Here is an 18,562-nt window from a genome sequence, read left to right as displayed (position 1 = left end):
CGTCCGCTTGCGACGTCGCCACTTTGTCCCCATCGCTATACCAGGGTATACACGTGTTTATACCTTTTTACGATGTTTCGCCGGTCTGAGGGGGCGCGGATGCCGGAACCCCGCTGTCCTCGCGTACTCGCCGTGCTGGGGCGGTGGCTCCTGGGCACGGTGCTGGTCACCTGGCGCTATCTCTGGGAGACCACTCCCCTCCATCGCGGCGGCGAGTGCCGGGGCGACGAGCGGGACCGCCCACCGCCCCTGTCCCCGGACGTGGTCGACGACCGGGTGCAGCAGCCCGAGGACGGCTGCGGCCCCTTGTACCACCGTCTCTTCCGGGTGAACATCGCCGCGGCCGGCCTCGAGGCGGACCAGCTCATCGCATGGGTCTGCCGGGACTTCAAGCACTTCGTCCCCACGGAAGTGGTCGACATCCACACGGGTGAGCTCCGTGGCCACGGCCTGGACGTCGGGGACGAGCTGCTGGTGGAGATGCCGGGGCCCTGGAACGGGCCCGTCAGGGTCGTGCACCGCGACGCGCATTCCCTGCGCCTGGCGACCCTGCGCGGTCACATGGAGGCCGGGCAGGTGCAGTTCCACGCGCGGCGGGACGGCGGCCTGCTGGTGTTCGAGATCGAGCTCTGGGCCTGCCCCGGCAGCCGCCTGGTGCACCTGCTGTATTCGCACCTGCGTCTGGCGAAGGAGATCCAGCTCAACATGTGGGTCCGCTTCTGCCTGTCCGCCGTCAAGGCCTCGGGCGGGCGCCTGGTCGACGGAGTGCACATCTCCACCCGCTGCCTCGACCCTCCGGGCAAGGCGCCAGCCCGCTCGATGCCGCGGACCGAACGGAGCGGGCAGCCCGAAGAAAAGTCTCCGGCGCGAAGCAACCCCAGGGCCCGCCATCTGGCGGGAATGGTCCGTGAGGCAGGCATGAGGCTGGACCGGCGGCGAAGGAACGGCCGGTGACGGACGGCAGCCCCCTCCGGGACCGGACCGTCGTGGTGACCGGAGCCGCCCGCGGGCTGGGCGCGGCGCTGGCGTGCGAACTCGCCCGGCGCGGAGCACGCCTGGCACTCCTCGGCCACGAGGGGCCCAGGCTGCGCACGCTGGCGGCCTCCCTGCCCACCGCGGCACTGGCGATCGAAGTCGACGTCACCGACAGCACCGCGCTGGACGATGCGGCAGGCGAGGTCCGCGGACGCCTCGGCCGGCCGTCGGTGGTCGTGGCGAACGCTGGCATCGCCGAAGGCGGCCCTTTCGCGACCTCGGATGCCGCGTCGTGGCGCCGGGTCATCGACGTGAACCTGACGGGCAGTGCCCATACGGCACGGGCCTTCCTGCCCGACCTGGTGGCGACGGCCGGCTATTTCCTGCAGATCGCTTCGCTGGCGTCGCTCGGCGCCACCCCGATGATGAGCGCCTACTGCGCCTCCAAGGCGGGCGTGGAGGCCTTCGCCCACGCGCTGCGGGCGGAAGTGGCACACCAAGGGGTCGCGGTGGGCATCGCCTATCCCGCGTGGGTGGACACCGACATGATCCGCGACGCCGAACGGTTCACCGCGATGCACGAGTTGCGCACCCACATGCCCCCGCTCGTCCGCACCGTCCACTCGGCCGACATGGCCGCCGCCCGCCTGGCACGCGCGGTGGAACGCCGCCGCAGCGCCGTCTACGTACCGTCGTGGCTGCGTGTGCTCCAGGTGGCGCGTGCGGCCCTGCCTCCCGTCGTCCTGCGGGTGTCCCGCCGCGAACTGCCCCGCCTGGACACCGGACGGCCCCTGCGCGCCACGGGCCACCTCGGCGCCGGCGGACGAGCCGACCGCGCCGCGACAGCACCGCACGACGACTGACCGGTGCTCATTCTCCTCGCGCCGGGCGCCGACGGGTGCCCTGGTCGTACGTGGTCCTGGTCGTACGTGGCCTGTACGACTGCTGTACGGGGCGTTCGCCGTGCCTTGTCCCGCGAGGCCGCGTTGGACATGTCCCGGTGGCGTACGGATGACGAGCGCGGCCGTGGGTGAATGCGGGCGGGGTTGCACCCCAGGGGACGAAAGGGCGTGGGAGCGTGAAGGCACGGGACACGCGGAACAGCCGGGCGGCGAGGAACGGGGACGAGAAGCCCGACCTGCCGGGCGTGTGGAGGGCGTACGGTGCGCTGCTCCAGTACCTGCGGAAGCGATCGGGGATGAACCAGCAGCAACTCGGCGACGCCATCGGCTACTCACTGCAGCAGGTTGCCTCGGTCGAGCAGGGGCGGCGGCCGGCCAAGGCGGCATTCACGGTGGCGGCGGATCGGGTGTTGAACGCGGACGGAGCCCTGGAAGCGCTTCAGGACGAGGTGGACCGGGCGAAGTTGCCCCGGTTCTTCCGCAACTTCGCCCTGTTCGAGGCAGAAGCGGTGAGTCGCTTCTCCTACGACCCGCTGCTGGTACCGGGGTTGTTGCAGACGGAGGCGTACGCACGGGCCTTGTTCGCCGGGCACTGCCCGCCCTTGAGCGAGGAGATCATCGACCAGCACACGGAGGCACGGCTGAGCCGACAGAAGCTCCTGTCGCGGATGCCGCTCGCCGAACTGTCGTTCATCATCGGCGAGGAAGCGCTGCGCAATCCGGTGGGTGACAGGGAACTCATGCGGGAGCAATGGCAACACCTGCTGGACGTGGGTGCGTTGCGCAACGTCGAGATCCAGGTCATGCCTGCCGCGTGCGGTTTCCACTCCGGCCTCAACGGGCCGTTCGTGGTGCTGGAAACCGGGGAACACCAGCACCTCGGGTACATCGAGTCGCAGGAAGTCGGATGCGTCGTCCACGATCCGGCAGAAGTCAGCGCCTTCGGGTTGCGGTATGGCAAGCTGCGATCGCAGGCTCTGAACAGCACCGAGTCCGCGCGGCTCATCGAACGGCTGGTTGGGGAGACATGAGCGTGAAGCAGGCATCCGAGCACGTCGACGAGCTGCGCTGGTTCAAGAGCAGCCACAGCGGATCGGGCGGCGGCGACTGCGTGGAAGTGGCCGTCGACTCACAGGCCGTGTACGTACGGGACTCGAAGGCCGCGGGCGGCGGGCCGGTGCTGCGGGTCGGCCGGGACGAGTGGGCGGCGTTCGTGGTACTCGCGGCGAAGTAGGGCCGGAGGCAGGAAAGTTCAGTGCCCTCGGGCACACGCAGGATGGATCATGGACTCCATGATCCATCCTTCTCGTCGCGGTCTGCTCGCCGCCTTCGCCGTCTCCGCCGCCTCCGTCCCGCTCGCCGGTCTGGCCGCGCCTTCGGCCCACGCCGACACCGCCCCCGCGTCGGTCGATCCCCTCCCGCCACCGGCCGGTCTGACCTCGGCCCGCTCCTCGGTGACTCTGGCTCCGCTGGATGCCTCGTACTTCACGCCGGTGACCCTGACCTCCCCGCTCACCACCACGGTGCTGCCGGGAACCCCGGCCCGCACGGAGGTCACCTCGAACGGCAGGCGCGTCGCGCTGCTGACCCACGGTGCCCGGACCGTCGTCCTGCCGGGTCCGCGCAGGACGTTCACCGAGAACAAGCGGCCCTTCGTGGACGACTTCCAGCGCACGCTGACGGGCTGGGGAAGCTCGCCCGGCGGCGGCAGCTGGAGCACGCTCCCCTCCAGCTCCGACAGTTACTCGGTCGTGCCGGGCACCGGCCTGGTCGCCCTCACCACCACGGGCGTCAGCCGGCACGCCAGCCTGCGGGACGACGAGATCACCGACGTCGACGTACGGTCCGTGGCCAGGTTCGACAAGGTGCCCACCGGTGACGCCTGTTCGTACGGGCTGACCTTCGGTTACCAGGACACCCACAACAACTACCGGGCCCGGCTGTCCTTCACGACCGGCGGAGCGGTCCAGTTCCGCATCGAGAAGGAGGTCGACGACACCGTCACCCAGCTGGCCTCGGCGCTCACACTGGCGACGAACAACCCCGCGAACACGGACTGGACGATCCGGGTGCGTCGCGAGGGCTCCCGGATCCGGGCCAAGGCATGGCGCTCCGACGCCGCCGAGCCGTCCGCGTGGAACTTCGACGTCGACGACGCGACGTTCGGCAAGGGCCGGGTGGGCCTGCGCGTCCTGGCCAACAGCGGCTGCGCCAACCTGCCGGTCACCCTGAAGGTGAGCCGCTTCGAGGTGAACGCCGCCACCTGGCACACCCCGCCGAGCGTCACCCATGACGACTGGGTGCGGGTGCTGCCGGAGCCCTTCGACGGCACCTGGACGCCCGAGCTGGAGCAGACGATCCGCGGCTGGGCCGGCTCCACCGCGCCGGATGTGCTCGCCTGTGCGGCGATGTTCCTCGCGGGCGCCCCCGCGGTCACCGCCGGGGACGGCCCGGCGCAGGGCAAACAGGTTCTGGGCGAGGCCGGTTACGGCTATCCGGACGCGCAGGGGTACCGCCTGGAGGGCGCCGACTTCCATGAGTACATGGGCATCGGCTGGACGTTCCCCGACGGCACCTACACCGGTCCGTCGAGCAAGCAGGTCGGGAATCTCGACTGCTCGGGCTACACGCGCATGATCTACGGCTACCACATGGGCGTGCCCATGGCCGCGAAGGCCGACACGTCGGGGAGCCGGATACCGCGGAAGTCCCGCGACATGGCCGACCACGCGCCCGGTGTGCTCATCGACCGGACCGACGGCACCCGTCCGCCGGCCGCCGACCTGCTCCAGCCCGGCGATCTCGTCCTGTTCAACGCCGACTCCGGGGACGACGAGGACCAGGTGTCCGTCACGGTCGACCACGTCGGGATCTACCTCGGGCGGGATGCGGCGGGCAAGCGCCGCTTCCTGTCCAGCCGCAAGACGGTCAACGGACCCACCATGTCCGACCTGGGCGGTCCCTCGCTGCTCGACGGCACGGGCCTCTACGCCAGGTCACTGCACACGGTGCGCCGTATCTGAGGCGGTGTTCGGGGGGCTGGGCCGGCGGCCGGCTGCGGCGCGGCATCCGCGCGAAGCCTGGCGTGACCGCAACCTGACGGACCCTCATGGATCGGCGGTGTCACGAGCCGTCGGCCGCCCGCGTCGGTGGAACTCGAAGCGGCCCTCCGGTCGCTGAGCGTGGGGGACCCCGCGCTACACGAGCGAGGGGACAATCACGCCTGGGTGGCGGACTGGAGCGGTGACATCCACGGTCACGACGTGTACGTCCTCGCCCTGGGTGCCCGCAATCACCCTGAGAGCATACGGCTCATGCTGGACGACTACGCGTTCGAGGACGTGCGCACGAAGCACGTGCGGAAGCTGGTGCGCATGGTGTTCACCGGCGACGCCAGGGTGACTCGGCGCCGCGCGCTGTCCTCCAAGCGCTTCGTCCTCGAAGTCCGGGCCGACTCGACGGAGTACTCGGCGAGCGTGAGCGGTGACTCCATGGACGGTCTGTCCACCTGAAAAAGGCCTCTGTTCATACCGTAGAAGGACAGTCGTAGAAGTCCTCGAGCCGGCCCGGCGTACCCGTGCCGACAAGCCGGTGACGACGTGGTGCTGTGGACCCGGGAGATCGAGGCGTTGCGGGAGCACTGCGCCGAACATTGAGCTGCCGAGCCGCTCGGCCTCGCGGATGGAAGACGACACCGCTCCTCTGCCCGGAACCTGACTCCCGCCGCTTCAATCTGCTCCGGGGCACCGGCACCAGGGCCCGGTCCGTCGCCCGACGCGCCCGCATTGTCCAGGAGCCCTCGGCAGCGGCTTGTCGGGGTGTACGAGGTTCCTGGCGAACGGCTCGCCGCCGTGTGTGTCCGCCAATTTACTCATGGGTCTCCGGCAAGGTGGGCGGACGGTGACCGGCCGCCGCGGCTGTTCCTGTGGCTGCGGACGCTCGCGCGGAGCAGGACGGACGGGGTATGCCAGGCCGGATCGTTCCGGCACCGTCGCCGCCGTCAGGTTCCGTCGGGCCGGTTGCGGAATGTATAGCTCCGGTGGGCGTACACGCGGTGGTCGTGCTCGAAGCCGGGACCGAGCGGGCCCACCCGTTCATAGGCCCAGTCGGTGCGCGGGTCGTCGCGGACGGCAAGGGCGTAGGCCGCCTCCAGTCGCAGGATCTGGTCCTCCTCGTCCAGCAGGGCGACGAGAGCCTCCATGACGGCGGTCGTCTGGTCGTGGGAGCCGGAGAGGGATGCGGCGGCATGACGCCGGACGCCGGGGTCCGGGTCCCGGAGCAGGGTCAGCAGGCCCTCCCGGACCGCCGGAGTCAGATCACTCGGGTGGGCGAGGGACTGGGCGGCGGCGCACCGGACCTCGGAATCGGGATCCTGCGCCAGGGTGAGCAGGGCGGCGGTGGCGGCATCGCTCCGTGGGGTCTGCATCAGGCAGTACGACACCTCGCGGCGCACGCGCGGGTCCGGGTGGTCGGCGTGGCGGAGGCCGATGGCCTCCTGGGCGGGGTGGTCGTGCTCCTTGTAGGCGTCCAGGACGTCGGCGAGCACCTCGCCGTCCGGCTCGTCGAGCGCCCACTGCGCCAGGAACTCGGCGTCCTGCGCGGTGTCCGGACGGTCGTCGAGGCTCCGGGACCACAGGACGTCGGCCAGCAGCCGGCGGTGGACAGGATCGGGGTGGTGACGCAAGGCCGCCAGGTCCGACCATGCCTGCGGACCCTTGCGGAAGGCGAGGGCGTAGCGGACGGCGGCCCAGTTGGCGTGCAGCTTGCTCCGACACGGGACGGCGCGCGCCACCAGCTCCGCCACCGGCGGCAGGATCCAGAACGCCCGCTCCAGCACGGTGAGAACACCGCTGTGGCCCGCCCGGACGGTGAGCCCGCCGAGGGAGACCTCCTCGATGTCCGTGAACTCGTCGTCCGTGACCAGTCTCCGGGTGGCCGGGCCCGAAGCCCCCGTACGGCGGCGCAGTTCCTCGTCCTCCCCCGTCTCGTACCAGTCCCGGGCGAGGCCGAGCAGCCGCTTCCGCTCGGCCTCGGGGATCCGCAGCCGCGGGTCCTTGCCGAGCGTGACCTCGACCATCACCGGGGAGCCGAGGTCGACGGCCCGCAGGAGCGGTGTCGTCCCGTCCGGCAGGACGACGTCCGGATCGGCGCCGCAGTCCACCAGGGCCTCGGTGCTCTTGTGGTCGAAGCCGTCCACGGCGGTGCAGAGCAACGGAAGGCCGTCGGGGCCCGAAGTGTTCGGATCAGCCTTCCCGAGACATTCCCATACCGCGTGGGAGTCCTTGGCCATCACGGCTGCCACGAGCCGGCCGTTCATCTTGCTCGCATCGTGCGGGTCGTGCTGCGGTGCGGCCATCTTCCCCCCGGTGACCCGTCTTCCCCCTGGTGATCCGTCGAACAACACGCTATCCGGCGCCGGGCCCGGCCCGAACCGATCATCCCGGCAGCGATCTCACAAAGGCCGACTTCGCCCCATGGGACGGAGGGCCCGAAGGCCGCCCAAGAAGCCGTTCTGCGGGCCGGCCCGCGGCCGGGATGTCAGGGATGGGACGTACGCTCCGCGCATGACCGAGCAGCAGATGTGGGCAGGGGTCCGTGAGCGTGTGGCGGCGGTCGGTGCGCATCCGCAGAGCGCTGAGGTGTTCGGCGCGCACGGACACGGCTTCCGTCTCGAGGAGCCGCTGACGGCGGCGGAGCCGGCCGATCTGGAGGCGAAGATCGGCATACGGCTGCCCGAGGACTACCGGCAGTTCCTCCTCACCGTGGGCGCGGGCGGTGCCGGTCCGGCCTACGGCGTCTTTCCTCTCCGCAGAACCGGCGCCGGCTGGCGGTGGGAGGGCGACGGGGCGGACCTCACGGACCTGTCACGGCTCGCCGAGCCGTTCCCCGTGCACGGGCCGGACGCGGCGGCGGTGCGGGCTCTGCTGGACGAGCGCCCGGAGGAAGAGGACTTCGACGGGCCCGACGGGCTCGAGGAGTTCGACGCGCGCATGGAGGCCTGGGACGAACGCTGGGCCGAGTTGATGTGGAACCCGGACCGGACCGTCGGCGCCGTCGTGATCTGCCACCGCGGCTGCGCCCTGCGCGAGTGGCTGGTCCTCAGCGGGCCCGAGCGCGGTCGCATATGGGCGGACCATCGGGTCGACGAGGACGGTACGGACCTGGTGCCCCGGCTCGACGCGTCGGGTGAGCCGCTGACGTTCGCCCGCTGGTACCTGGACTGGCTGGAGGCCGCCGAGCGTCTGGTCCTCGTGGGCGATGCCGGGGACTGAGGTTCCGTCTCCGGCGCGGTGCCGGACCCGGTCCGGCACCGCGCCGGGCGTCTGCGCTCTCTGGCTCCCTGCGCCATCAGCGCCGCGTGCGTCCAGCCGGGCTCGGCCGACCGGTCCTGCCGGGCCGCGCGGGCTGCGGAGGGCTTGCGGGCCTCGTGGGAGCGGTCATGGCACTCTCCGGGTCACGGACCGGGGGAACGAGGTGCGGGCCGGCCGGTGGCGTACGGCCCGCCGGTCCTGTTCTCCCCGGTCCGCCGACCGGAGCGCGACCGGCACAAAGAGGCCCGGTGTGAGGCTGTTGAACGGCGGGCGGGCCGGAGGGCCTCCCGCACGGTCAGCCGGGCTCACTGCCCCGACGTGCACAGAGCCGCCCACCGCTCGGTCTCCGCCGCGTCGAGGACGCGCTCCAGGACCAGGTCGCCCGTCATGCCGGGGAAGAACCGTCCCGCCGGCCAGCTCCGCTGGTACGGCGGCGGGTCGAGGACCAGCAGACGGACGCCGTCGACCACGGGGATGTCGCTGGGCGTGCCCTCGTTCCAGATCCACTCCCCGCTGGGGGCGACGAGGTTGAAGGAGCCGGTGGTGAGGACCTGGCCCGGTGCGTCACGGCACACGGCCGCCTCCTCGGCGGAGGGCGCCTGGCCGGGTATGTGCCCGCCGCCCACCAGAACGTCGGCGAGCAGCGTGTGCAGCTGGAAGTTGTCGCCGATGCCGTGCATCCGCATCGCGTAACCGGTGCCGCTGGGACGGTGGATGACGACCAGTGGTTCGTCGTCCAGCACCAGCAGGGCGTATGTCAGGCACTTGAAGACGTGCTCGGAGGCCTCCTCCACGGCGGACAGTGCGCGCAGCAGTTCCGTGCGCCGGGCGCTGTCGAGCCCGGTCCGCACCGCGGGGTGGTTCAGCATCGCCACGGACGCCATCTCCCACTGGGGCAGGCTCCACCAGCCCGTGGCGGCCTCCCAGCCGACCCGCTCCACGATCTCCGGTCCCGGGTCGCCCGCGTCCGGCTCGGGGAAGTCCCCTCCTCCGGTCTCCGCCCAGCGCTCGCAGAACGTCTCGGCGGCGGCGAGCGCGTCGGCGAGCCCGTCGAAGATGTGCGGTGCGCAGCGCGTGGCGTCCGCGCCGCGTTCGACGCAGGCGCCGACCATCACGGCCACCACGCCGCGCGGTCCGGGTGGCACCTCGGGCAGCAGTGCGGCGAGCCGGGGCCCGGCCTGCGCGATCTCGTGGTCCCCCGCCTGGCCGAAGTACGTGTGCAGCTCCTGGAACGCGTGCTGCGACCGGTCGGCGTCCTGTGCTCGTACAGCGGCCTCGAAACCGGTCACGGCGTCGAGGAACCGCTCCCTCCCCTGCTGTTCGATCATGCTCGCAGACTACAGAGGGGGTCTGACAACGGCCGTGTTTCCCGGGAGGCCTGCGTTCTCGGGAACCTGCGTCCTTGGGGGCCTGCGTCCTTGGGGACTTGTGTCCTCAGGGACCTGCGTTCCCGGGGAGATACGAGGCGGGGCCGGGATGAGCACCACTCCCGGCCCCGCCCGTCCGCCCCCTCGGCGAACGTTCCTCGAGGATCTGCGCGGTTACCGCTTGGCCGCCTTGCGGGTCGCGCGCAGCCACTCCTTGTTCATGTTGGTGATCGACGTCAGGGGGATGCCCTTCGGGCAGGCGGCGGCGCACTCCCCGGTCAGGGTGCAGCCGCCGAAGCCCTCCTCGTCCATCTGGGCCACCATGTTCAGAACGCGGCTCTCGCGCTCGGGGGCGCCCTGCGGCAGGACGTTGAGGTGGTTGATCTTGGCGGAGGTGAAGAGCATCGCCGCGCCGTTGGGGCAGGCCGCCACGCAGGCGCCGCAGCCGATGCACTCGGCGTGCTCGAAGGCGTAGTCGGCGTCCGCCTTCGGTACGGGCGTGGCGTGGGCCTCGGGCGCGGAGCCGGTGGGGGCGGTGATGTAGCCGCCGGCCTGGATGATGCGGTCGAAGGCCGACCGGTCGACCACCAGGTCCTTCACCACCGGGAAGGCCGCCGCCCGCCACGGCTCGATGTCGATCGTGTCGCCGTCCTTGAAGGACCGCATGTGCAGCTGGCAGGTGGTGGTGCGCTCGGGGCCGTGCGCCTCGCCGTTGATGACCAGGCTGCACGCGCCGCAGATGCCCTCGCGGCAGTCGTGGTCGAAGGCGACGGGGTCCTCACCGGAGAGGATGAGCTGTTCGTTGAGGACGTCCAGCATCTCCAGGAAGGACATGTCGGGCGAGATGCCATCCACCTCGTAGGTGGCCATGGCGCCTTCGGCGTCGGCGTTCTTCTGGCGCCAGACGCGCAGGGTGAGCTTCATGCGTAGCTCCGCTGAGTGGGGTGGACGTACTCGAAGACCAGGTCTTCCTTGTGCAGGACGGGGGCCTTGCCCGTTCCCGTGAACTCCCAGGCCGCGGCGTAGGAGAACTCGTCGTCCTTGCGGGCCGCCTCGCCGTCGGGGGTCTGGGACTCCTCGCGGAAGTGGCCGCCGCAGGACTCGGTGCGGTGCAGGGCGTCGAGGCACATGAGCTCGGCGAGCTCCAGGTAGTCGACGATGCGGTTGGCCTTCTCCAGGGACTGGTTCAGTTCCTCGCCGGTGCCGGGGACCTTGACGCGCTTCCAGAACTCCTCGCGGATCTCGGGGATGCGCTGCAGGGCCTTGCGCAGGCCGGCGTCGTTGCGGGCCATGCCGCAGTACTCCCACATCAGCTCGCCGATCTCGCGGTGGAAGGAGTCGGGAGTGCGGTCGCCGTCGACGGAGAGGAGCTTCTTGAGGCGGTCCTCGGTCTCCGCCACCACTTCCCGGACCACCGGGTGCTCGTCGGTCACCGGGTCCAGCTTCGGGTTGCGGGCCAGGTAGTCGTTGAGGGTGGGCGGGAGGACGAAGTAGCCGTCGGCCAGACCCTGCATCAGCGCGGAGGCGCCGAGGCGGTTGGCCCCGTGGTCGGAGAAGTTGGCCTCGCCGATCGCGAACAGGCCGGGGATCGTGGTCTGCAGGTCGTAGTCGACCCACAGGCCGCCCATCGTGTAGTGCACGGCGGGGTAGATCCGCATCGGCACCTCGTACGGATCCTCGTTGGTGATCCGCTGGTACATGTCGAAGAGGTTGCCGTACTTGGCCTCGACGGCCTTCCGGCCCATCCGCTTGATCGCGTCCGCGAAGTCCAGGTACACGCCCTGGCCGCCGGGGCCGACGCCGCGGCCCTCGTCGCAGACGTTCTTGGCGGCGCGGGAGGCGATGTCACGCGGGACGAGGTTGCCGAAGGACGGGTAGATGCGCTCCAGGTAGTAGTCGCGCTCGTCCTCGGGGATCTCGTTCGGCGGACGGTTGTCGCCCTTGGCCTTCGGCACCCAGATACGGCCGTCGTTGCGCAGCGACTCGCTCATCAGGGTGAGCTTGGACTGGTAGTCGCCGGTGCGCGGGATGCAGGTGGGGTGGATCTGGGTGAAGCAGGGGTTGGCGAAGTAGGCGCCGCGCCGGTGCGCCCGCCAGATGGCGGTCGCGTTGGAGTTCATGGCGTTGGTCGACAGGTAGAAGACGTTGCCGTAGCCGCCGGTGGCGAGGACGACGGCGTCGGCGAAGTACGTGTCGATCTTGCCGGTGACCAGGTCGCGCGCCACGATGCCCCGGGCCCGGCCGTCGATGACGATCAGGTCGAGCATCTCGGTGCGCGCGTGCATCTCGACGTTGCCGGCGGCGATCTGCCGGGACAGCGCCTGGTAGGCGCCGAGCAGAAGCTGCTGGCCTGTCTGGCCGCGGGCGTAGAAGGTGCGGGAGACCTGGACGCCGCCGAAGGAGCGGGTGTCGAGCAGGCCGCCGTACTCGCGGGCGAACGGCACGCCCTGCGCCACGCACTGGTCGATGATCTCCACCGAGATCTGCGCCAGGCGGTGCACATTGGACTCGCGGGCGCGGAAGTCGCCGCCCTTGACGGTGTCGTAGAACAGCCGCTGGATGGAGTCGCCGTCGTTGCGGTAGTTCTTCGCCGCGTTGATGCCGCCCTGCGCGGCGATGGAGTGGGCGCGCCGCGGGGAGTCCTGGTAGCAGAACTGGATGACGCGGTAGCCCTGTTCGGCCAGGGTGGCGCCCGCCGAACCGCCAGCGAGGCCGGTGCCGACCACGATCACCGTGCGCTTGCGCCGGTTGGCCGGGTTGACCAGCTTGGCCTCGAAGCGGCGCTTGTCCCAGCGTTCGTGGATCGGACCGGACGGGGCCTTGGTGTCGGCGATCGGGGCACCGACCGTGTAGTCGACGTAGGAGGTCATGTCAGCTCACCACTCCGGTCATGACGCCCACCGGGACGGCGATGAAGCCGGCCGTGAGCAGCAGTGCGAGGACGTTGGCGGCGGCCTTCAGGGCGCGGTCGCGGGCGCGGCTGCCGACGCCGAGGGTCTGGGCGGCGCTCCAGAAGCCGTGCCGGATGTGCAGGCCGAGCGCCAGCATGGCGACGATGTAGATCACGTTGCCGTACCAGGTGGAGAAGGTGGCCACGACGTTCTGGTACGGCCGGCCCGGCTGGAAGTCGGAGTGCACGGTGCCGGTGGTCAGGTCGAGGAGGTGCCAGAGGATGAACAGACCGAGGATGACCCCGCCCCAGCGCATGGTGCGGGTGGCATAGCTCGCCCGGGGCTTGGAGTGGACGTACTTCTGCGGCCGCGCCTTGATGTCACGGCGGCTGAGCTGGTACGCGGAGACGGCGTGGGCGACGACCGCGAGCACGAGGACGACCCGGACGAGCCAGAGCGTCCACTCGTAGTGCATGAACGGTTCGCCGATGGTCCGCAGCCAGTGGGCGTAGTGGTTGAACTCTCCGGCCCCGAAGAAGATCTTCAGGTTTCCGAGCATATGGACGACCAGGTACAGCAGCATGATCAAGCCGCTGACCGCCATCACGGTCTTCTTGCCGACGGTCGAGCCCCAGATGGTGCGAACCATGGACGGCCGTCGGTCCGTCCGCGTTGCCAATGCCATGTCCCATGAAGGTAGGGCCGAAAGGCCCTATCGGTCCAAGACATGGTGCAGCTTGTTTCGATAGGCAATCCCTATGAAGACGTATGCTGGCCGGGTGCAGTTCCAGCAGCTTCAGTACTTTGTAGCGGTTGCCGAGACCCGGCACTTCACCCGGGCCGCCGAGCGGGTCCATGTGGCACAGCCGTCGCTGTCGCAGCAGATCAAGGCGCTGGAGCGGGAGCTGGGCGCCGATCTGTTCCTGCGGGCGCGGGGCAACATCACGCTCACCGACGCCGGGGAGGCGTTGCTGCCGCTGGCGCGGCGGATCCTCGCGGACGCGGACACGGCGCGGCACGCGGTGCAGGAACTGGTGCAGCTGCGGCGGGGGCGGGTGCGGCTGGGGGCCACTCCCAGTCTGTGCACCGGCCTGCTGCCGGATGTCCTGCGGGCCTTCCACGACCGCTATCCCGGCATCCGGCTGCTGATCGAGGAGGGCGGCTCGCACGACTTGGTGCGGGAGCTGGCCCGCGGTGCCCTGGACCTGGCGCTGATCGTGCTTCCGCTGCCCTCCCCCTCCCCCGCCCTGACCACGGTGGAGCTGTTGCGCGAGGACCTGGTGGTGGTGTCCTCGCCGGAGGCGCCCCCGCCCGGCGGCCGGGGACGCCGGGCGGTCCGCATCGCGGACCTGGAGGGCGAGCGTCTGGTGATGTTCCGGCACGGGTACGACCTGCGGGAGCTGACGGTCGCCGCGTGCCGCGCCGAGGGCTTCGAGCCGGACTTCGCGGTCGAGGGCGGCGAGATGGACGCGGTGCTGGGGTTCGTGCGGGCGGGCCTGGGCGTCGCCGTCGTCCCGCGCATGGTGGCGACCCGCGCCGGCCTGGGCCTGCGGGTCACACCGCTGGCCCGGCCGGGGCTGCACCGTACGATCGCGCTGGCCCATCGCAGCGACGTGGATCCGCCCCGGGCGGCCCGGGAGCTGCAGCGGATGCTGCTGGAGCGGTGACCGGAGCACAAGGGGCGGGCCTTCCCCGGCCCCTTCCCCGGCCCCGGCCTCCCATCGGCCCCCTTCCGGCCTCCGGCTCCTCGGTCTTCAGCCCGTCGCGTCCGCCAGCGCCAGCTCGTGAAGGCGCTCCGGAGGACCCGGGCGGGCGTAGTACCAGCCCTGGGCCGTGTCGCAGCCGAGCAGACGGAGCTGTTCGGCCTGGGCGCCGGTCTCCACGCCCTCCACGGTGACCGCCAGGTCCAGGCTGTGGGCGAGGGACACGATCCCTTCGACGATCTTGAGATCGACGGGGTCGGCCGGGAACTGCTGCATGCTCTGGGTGAAGGAACGGTCCAGTTTCAGCACGCTCACCGGCAGCCGCCGCAGGTTGGCCAGGTTGGAGTAGCCGGTGCCGAAGTCGTCCAGCGCTATGTCGATGCCCATCTCGGCGAGCCGCCGCAGGGGCTTGAGCAGGTCGTCGTCCGCACCGATCAGCGCGGACTCGGTGAGCTCCAGGCAGAGGGCGTCCGGCTCCACGCCCGCGCGTTCCAGGATCTCGACGGTGTCCTGGACGAGACCGGGGTGACGGAGCTGGCAGGGCGAGAGGTTGACGTTGATGCGCAGGGGTCCCGCGGCTGCAGCGCCGTGCCGCTCCCGCCACTCGCGGGCCTGGCGCACCGACTGCTCCAGGACCCAGCGGCCCAGCGGGACGATCAGTCCGGTGTGCTCGGCGAGCGGGATGAACCGGTCGGGGCTGAGAACGCCGTACTGCGGGTGCAGCCAGCGCACCAGTGCCTCGGCGCCGCGCACACTGCCGTCGCCGAGGTGCACCAGCGGCTGGTACTCGATGAAGAACTCGCCCCGGTCCAGGGCCGTGGGCAGCGCCGTGGTCAGCCCGTGCCGGGTGATGGCGCGGGCGTCGGCCTCGGGGTCGGCGAGCTCGAAGCGGTTGCCGCCGGCCGACTTGGCCCGGTACATGGTGATGTCCGCGCTGCGCAGCACCTCCGCCGCGCTGCGCTCCCCCACCGGCCCCTCGACGACACCGATGCTGCCGCGCACGGTCAGCTCACGGCCGTCGATGCGGATGGGCGCCATCAGCGCGTTCATGATGCGGGCGGCAAGGGCGTCGGCCCTGTGCCGGGTGCCGGTCCCGGTGGTCAGTGCGACGAACTCGTCGCCGCCGAGCCGGGCGACCATCTCCCCGGGGCCGGTCACGCACGCCTGCAGCCGGTCGGCGACCTCGACGAGCAGCCGGTCGCCGGCCGCGTGTCCGAGGCTGTCGTTGATGGTCTTGAAGCCGTCCAGGTCGAGATAGCACAGGCCGAAGTGCCGGCCCTCGCCCGTGTTCAGCACCTTCTCCAGGCGCTCGAAGAACAGCGTGCGGTTGGGCAGGCCGGTCAGCGCGTCGTGCGTGGCCTCGTAGCGCAGCCGGAGGTTGAGCAGCCGCCGTTCGGTGGTGTCCTCCATCAGGGCGAGCTGGTACTGGGGGTTGCCGTCGGCGTCACGGAGCAGGGAGACGGTCAGATTGGTCCACAGAACCGTCCCGTCGGGCCGCTGGAAGGCCTTCTCCACGTGGTAGTGCTCGCGTTCGCCGCGCACCAGCTCCTCGTACAGCCGCCACACATGCGGCGCGTCCTCGGCGTGCGTCCAGTCCCGTACGTTGCGGCAGCGCAGGGTCTGCTCCGAGCCGCCGAACATGCGCAGCAGCGCGCCGTTGACCTGCAGGACGTTGCCCTCCAGGTCGGCGATGCCGATGCCTATCGCCGCGCCCTCGAACACCGCGCGGAAGCGCGCCTCGCTGGCGTGCAGCGCCTGCGCGACCACGCCCTGGGCGCGCAGTGCGGCCTGGGCGATCGCCTCCTGCTCGGTCAGCGTCCGCTCGCGCAGCGCCCGTGCGAAACCGGCCGCCATCGCGTGCTGCAGCCGGGCGCAGCGGGCCCGCAGGTCCTCCGGGTCGCCGCCCTCTCCGCAGTAGAGCACGAGGTAGGCGTCGAGGCAGTCCAGGGAGCGGCTGAGCGCCTCGGGCTCGGTGCAGTGCGCGTCGACCAGCGCGGCGCCGACCGCCTCGCCCTCCGCGGCGCTGAAGACCCTGGCCAGCAGTGCCCTGCTCAGACGGCGGGTGAGCGGCAGGAGCCGTTCCTCGAGCTCCGGGCGGGTCAGCGATGTGGAGGTCACCGGAAAGATCGCCCGGCTCCATATCGTCGTCAGCCGACGCAGTCTGTCCTCCGGCCCGTCCGGTTCCGCGATCACGCCGTACGCCCCACGCCGGCGAAACCGGAGAAGGCGTACGGGTCCTCGTCCTCCAACGACGTACGAGGCCGCCAGGACGCCAACGGCACCAGCCCGGGTTCCACCATCTCGTACCCCTCGAAGAACCGCGCTATCTGCTCGCGCGAGCGCATGATCAGCGGGTTGCGGATGTCCCTGTAGACGTCGACCGCGGCCCTGCTCCGCTCCTCCGGGAGCGGGATCCCCTCGTACGAGGCATGCGTGAGAATGAGCAGGCTGCCGGGCGCGAGCGCGTCGCGCAGCCGGGCCACCGCCTTGTAGGGTTCGTCCGCGTCTTCCACGAAGTGCAGTATGGCAACGAGAAGCAGCGCAACCGGCCGGTTCAGATCGAGCAGCCGTTGCACCGGGGGGCTCTCGAGGATTTCACGGGGCTCGCGCAGATCGGCCGCGACCACGTCCGCGTCCTCGTTGCCCTCGAGAACCGCCTGGCTGTGACAGACGGCCACCGGGTCGTGGTCGACGTACACCACGCGCGCGCCGGGGCGGACCGCCTGGGCGATCTCGTGCACATGGCCGGCGGTGGGGATGCCGGAGCCGATGTCCAGGAACTGCGTGATGCCCTCGTCCAGGGCGAACTCCACGGCGCGGCGCATGAAGGCCCGGTTCGCCTGCATGATCTTGGGCAGTCCCGGGATGAACTCCATGGCCCTGCGGGCGGCTTCCCGGTCCACCTCGAAGTTGTGCGAACCGCCCAGGTAGTAGTCGTAGATGCGCGCGACGCTCGGCACCGAGATGTCGATGCTCCGTGGGGCCCAGGCGGGGCGCTCCATGCTGTCTCTCCAAGGCGTAGAACGATCCGGTGTTCGAGCCGAAGGCTACTGATCGCCTGCCAACAGGGCGAGCAAAAACGGAAATTGACCATCCGTTCCTGGTCATCACCTGCGGTCGCGGCCCGCCCCGCGCGCCCGTGTCACGGCCGGGCGCCCCTTTTTTTTTTTCGCGCACACGACAGGCCGCCCCCTCGCTGCGGCGCGGAGGGGGCGGCCGGTCTGCCCTGACTCGATAAAGCTGTCCCTGCTGTCCCTGTTATTCCTGTGTACCCGTTATCCCTGTTGCTCCTGTTGCTCCTGCTGTTGCTCTTGTTCCTCCTGTTCCTTCCTACTGTCCCTGCTTCGACGCTTTGATCAGCTTGCCGTCGGGCGCGACGGCGAACCAGGTGCCGCCGACGCCATGACCGTTGACGTCCCCGGGCTTCTTGTCCCCGGAGAAGGTGTAGATGGGCCAGCAGTTGATGGTCATCTGCTTGACCCCGTCCGGCCGGGTGAAGGACATCAGGCCCTTCTTCGCGATGCCCTTGACGTCGTTCTCGTCGACGGGCGCCACGGCCGGCCACTTCTCCAGGCAGGAACCGGTGCAGGCGGAGACCGGCTTGGGCCATGCCTGGTCCTTGGAGAAGCGGTAGACCGTCATGCCGTTCCTGTCGACGACGACGTCACCCAGCTCGGTCCTCCTCACCGACAGACCCGGCAGGTTCGCCGGCGAGGCCTTCTTGCCCGTGGGCGCCAGGGCGAACCACTTGCCGTTCACTCCCTGGCCGTTGATCTCGCCGGCCTTGGTGTCCTTGGCGTAGCGGTACGCGGGCCAGCCGCCGATCGTCAGCTGCTTGGTGCCGTCGGAGCGGGTGACCTCCCCGAGCAGGGACTTGTCGATACCGGCGCCGGCGGTGGCGTCGTCGGCAGGAACGGGCGGCCAGGCCGCGGCGCAGTCGCCGTCGCAGTTGGACTTCGGAGGCTCGGCCGTGTCCATGTCGAAGCGGTACAGGGTCATCCCGGCGCTGTCCGTCACCACCTCGCCCAGTTCCGCGTTGGTGGAGACCTTGAGCTCTCCGGCGGGCTTCGACGCACCCGCGGCGCCCTGCTGGTTGCTGGCGCCGATCCCGGTGCCGGTGCCCGTTCCGGCGTTGCCGAGATCACCGACGCCGGCCGTCGCACCCACCTGGCTGCCCACCGAAGGAGTGGTTTCCTGACCGCACGCCGTCATCAGCGCCAGCACAGCCACGGCAGCCGCCGCGAGTGAGGCGCTCCGCCAGGAGGTGTTCATCGTCAACTCCACATGCTCCAAAGGGATGTCGCAGCGCCTTGCTGCGCCGTCGCACGACACTGGGTACGCACGGGGAAGCCGGTTGTGTTCAACGGCGGCGGAAATTTCTTTCCGGAACCTGTGACACGCTCCGGCCACCCG

16 protein-coding genes are annotated in these 18,562 nt (G+C 70.5%); 8 read left to right on the top strand and 8 right to left on the bottom strand.

The window, feature by feature from the left end; all coding sequences use genetic code 11:
* Positions 1–99: 99 nt before the first annotated feature.
* The 6 genes from ABD224_RS09360 (at position 100) to ABD224_RS09335 (ending at position 5,389) form a co-directional block, all read left to right on the top strand.
* Positions 100–954 carry a DUF1990 domain-containing protein gene (locus ABD224_RS09360; RefSeq protein WP_344048920.1) on the top strand — a complete coding sequence of 285 codons (855 nt, stop codon included), beginning with the start codon at positions 100–102 and terminating at the stop codon, positions 952–954.
* Positions 951–1,838, top strand: a complete 888-nt coding sequence (locus ABD224_RS09355; RefSeq protein ID WP_344048919.1) for an SDR family oxidoreductase — start codon at positions 951–953, stop codon at positions 1,836–1,838. The genes ABD224_RS09360 and ABD224_RS09355 overlap by 4 nt, the downstream gene beginning before the upstream one ends.
* A 215-nt stretch (positions 1,839–2,053) precedes the next feature.
* The gene (locus ABD224_RS09350) at positions 2,054–2,908 is read left to right on the top strand and encodes a helix-turn-helix domain-containing protein (protein WP_425580948.1); all 855 of its coding nucleotides are present in this window, start codon (positions 2,054–2,056) and stop codon (positions 2,906–2,908) included.
* Positions 2,905–3,111, top strand: coding sequence for a DUF397 domain-containing protein (locus tag ABD224_RS09345; RefSeq protein ID WP_344048918.1), 207 nt, complete (start codon positions 2,905–2,907; stop codon positions 3,109–3,111). The genes ABD224_RS09350 and ABD224_RS09345 overlap by 4 nt, the downstream gene beginning before the upstream one ends.
* A gap of 49 nt (positions 3,112–3,160) precedes the next feature.
* Positions 3,161–4,900, top strand: coding sequence for an NlpC/P60 family protein (locus ABD224_RS09340; protein WP_344048917.1), 1,740 nt, complete (start codon positions 3,161–3,163; stop codon positions 4,898–4,900).
* A 204-nt stretch (positions 4,901–5,104) separates the two neighbouring features.
* Complete coding sequence (locus tag ABD224_RS09335) at positions 5,105–5,389, top strand: hypothetical protein (protein ID WP_344048916.1); 285 nt, start codon at positions 5,105–5,107, stop codon at positions 5,387–5,389.
* 488 nt (positions 5,390–5,877) lie between these two features.
* On the opposite strand, the gene ABD224_RS09330 is transcribed toward ABD224_RS09335, so the two are convergent.
* Complete coding sequence (locus ABD224_RS09330; RefSeq protein ID WP_344048915.1) at positions 5,878–7,233, bottom strand: HEAT repeat domain-containing protein; 1,356 nt, start codon at positions 7,231–7,233, stop codon at positions 5,878–5,880.
* Positions 7,234–7,441: 208 nt separating this feature from the next.
* Here ABD224_RS09330 and ABD224_RS09325 point away from each other — a divergent pair, with 208 nt between their 5' ends.
* A complete protein-coding gene (locus ABD224_RS09325; protein WP_344048914.1) occupies positions 7,442–8,149 on the top strand; it encodes an SMI1/KNR4 family protein in 708 nt (235 codons plus the stop codon).
* A 344-nt stretch (positions 8,150–8,493) separates the two neighbouring features.
* On the opposite strand, the gene ABD224_RS09320 is transcribed toward ABD224_RS09325, so the two are convergent.
* From ABD224_RS09320 to ABD224_RS09305, 4 genes are all read right to left on the bottom strand, one after another.
* A complete protein-coding gene (locus ABD224_RS09320; protein WP_344048913.1) occupies positions 8,494–9,516 on the bottom strand; it encodes a hypothetical protein in 1,023 nt (340 codons plus the stop codon).
* Between the two features lie 213 nt (positions 9,517–9,729).
* Positions 9,730–10,479, bottom strand: coding sequence for a succinate dehydrogenase/fumarate reductase iron-sulfur subunit (locus tag ABD224_RS09315; RefSeq protein ID WP_344048912.1), 750 nt, complete (start codon positions 10,477–10,479; stop codon positions 9,730–9,732).
* Entirely contained in the window at positions 10,476–12,425 is a 1,950-nt protein-coding gene (locus tag ABD224_RS09310; protein ID WP_344048911.1) for a fumarate reductase/succinate dehydrogenase flavoprotein subunit, read from the bottom strand. The genes ABD224_RS09315 and ABD224_RS09310 overlap by 4 nt, the downstream gene beginning before the upstream one ends.
* 1 nt (position 12,426) lies before the next feature.
* Complete coding sequence (locus tag ABD224_RS09305; RefSeq protein WP_344048910.1) at positions 12,427–13,095, bottom strand: succinate dehydrogenase; 669 nt, start codon at positions 13,093–13,095, stop codon at positions 12,427–12,429.
* A 130-nt stretch (positions 13,096–13,225) separates the two neighbouring features.
* On the opposite strand from ABD224_RS09305, the gene ABD224_RS09300 reads away from it, so the two are divergent.
* Positions 13,226–14,113: a LysR family transcriptional regulator gene (locus tag ABD224_RS09300; protein ID WP_344048997.1), complete on the top strand. Its 888-nt coding sequence runs from the start codon at positions 13,226–13,228 to the stop codon at positions 14,111–14,113.
* An 87-nt stretch (positions 14,114–14,200) separates the two neighbouring features.
* On the opposite strand, the gene ABD224_RS09295 is transcribed toward ABD224_RS09300, so the two are convergent.
* From ABD224_RS09295 to ABD224_RS09285, 3 genes are all read right to left on the bottom strand, one after another.
* Positions 14,201–16,342 carry a putative bifunctional diguanylate cyclase/phosphodiesterase gene (locus ABD224_RS09295; RefSeq protein WP_344048909.1) on the bottom strand — a complete coding sequence of 714 codons (2,142 nt, stop codon included), beginning with the start codon at positions 16,340–16,342 and terminating at the stop codon, positions 14,201–14,203.
* The gene (locus ABD224_RS09290) at positions 16,339–17,151 is read right to left on the bottom strand and encodes an SAM-dependent methyltransferase (protein ID WP_344048907.1); all 813 of its coding nucleotides are present in this window, start codon (positions 17,149–17,151) and stop codon (positions 16,339–16,341) included. The genes ABD224_RS09295 and ABD224_RS09290 overlap by 4 nt, the downstream gene beginning before the upstream one ends.
* Before the next feature lie 328 nt (positions 17,152–17,479).
* A complete protein-coding gene (locus tag ABD224_RS09285) occupies positions 17,480–18,421 on the bottom strand; it encodes an SCO0930 family lipoprotein (protein ID WP_344048905.1) in 942 nt (313 codons plus the stop codon).
* Positions 18,422–18,562: the final 141 nt, after the last annotated feature.

The sequence above is a fragment of the Streptomyces thermoalcalitolerans genome (assembly GCF_039525155.1).
GTDB classification, from domain to species: domain Bacteria; phylum Actinomycetota; class Actinomycetes; order Streptomycetales; family Streptomycetaceae; genus Streptomyces; species Streptomyces thermovulgaris.
This window is presented reverse-complemented; position numbering and strand designations above follow the sequence as displayed.

Coding starts and splice junctions, on each gene's coding strand:
- ABD224_RS09360 (WP_344048920.1), top strand. CDS start 100: ATGCCGGAACCCCGCTGTCCTCGCGTACTCGCCGTGCTGGGGCGGTGG.
- ABD224_RS09345 (WP_344048918.1), top strand. CDS start 2,905: ATGAGCGTGAAGCAGGCATCCGAGCACGTCGACGAGCTGCGCTGGTTC.
- ABD224_RS09340 (WP_344048917.1), top strand. CDS start 3,161: ATGGACTCCATGATCCATCCTTCTCGTCGCGGTCTGCTCGCCGCCTTC.
- ABD224_RS09330 (WP_344048915.1), bottom strand. CDS start 7,233: ATGGCCGCACCGCAGCACGACCCGCACGATGCGAGCAAGATGAACGGC.
- ABD224_RS09325 (WP_344048914.1), top strand. CDS start 7,442: ATGACCGAGCAGCAGATGTGGGCAGGGGTCCGTGAGCGTGTGGCGGCG.
- ABD224_RS09320 (WP_344048913.1), bottom strand. CDS start 9,516: ATGATCGAACAGCAGGGGAGGGAGCGGTTCCTCGACGCCGTGACCGGT.
- ABD224_RS09315 (WP_344048912.1), bottom strand. CDS start 10,479: ATGAAGCTCACCCTGCGCGTCTGGCGCCAGAAGAACGCCGACGCCGAA.
- ABD224_RS09310 (WP_344048911.1), bottom strand. CDS start 12,425: ATGACCTCCTACGTCGACTACACGGTCGGTGCCCCGATCGCCGACACC.
- ABD224_RS09305 (WP_344048910.1), bottom strand. CDS start 13,095: ATGGTTCGCACCATCTGGGGCTCGACCGTCGGCAAGAAGACCGTGATG.
- ABD224_RS09290 (WP_344048907.1), bottom strand. CDS start 17,151: ATGGAGCGCCCCGCCTGGGCCCCACGGAGCATCGACATCTCGGTGCCG.
- ABD224_RS09285 (WP_344048905.1), bottom strand. CDS start 18,421: ATGAACACCTCCTGGCGGAGCGCCTCACTCGCGGCGGCTGCCGTGGCT.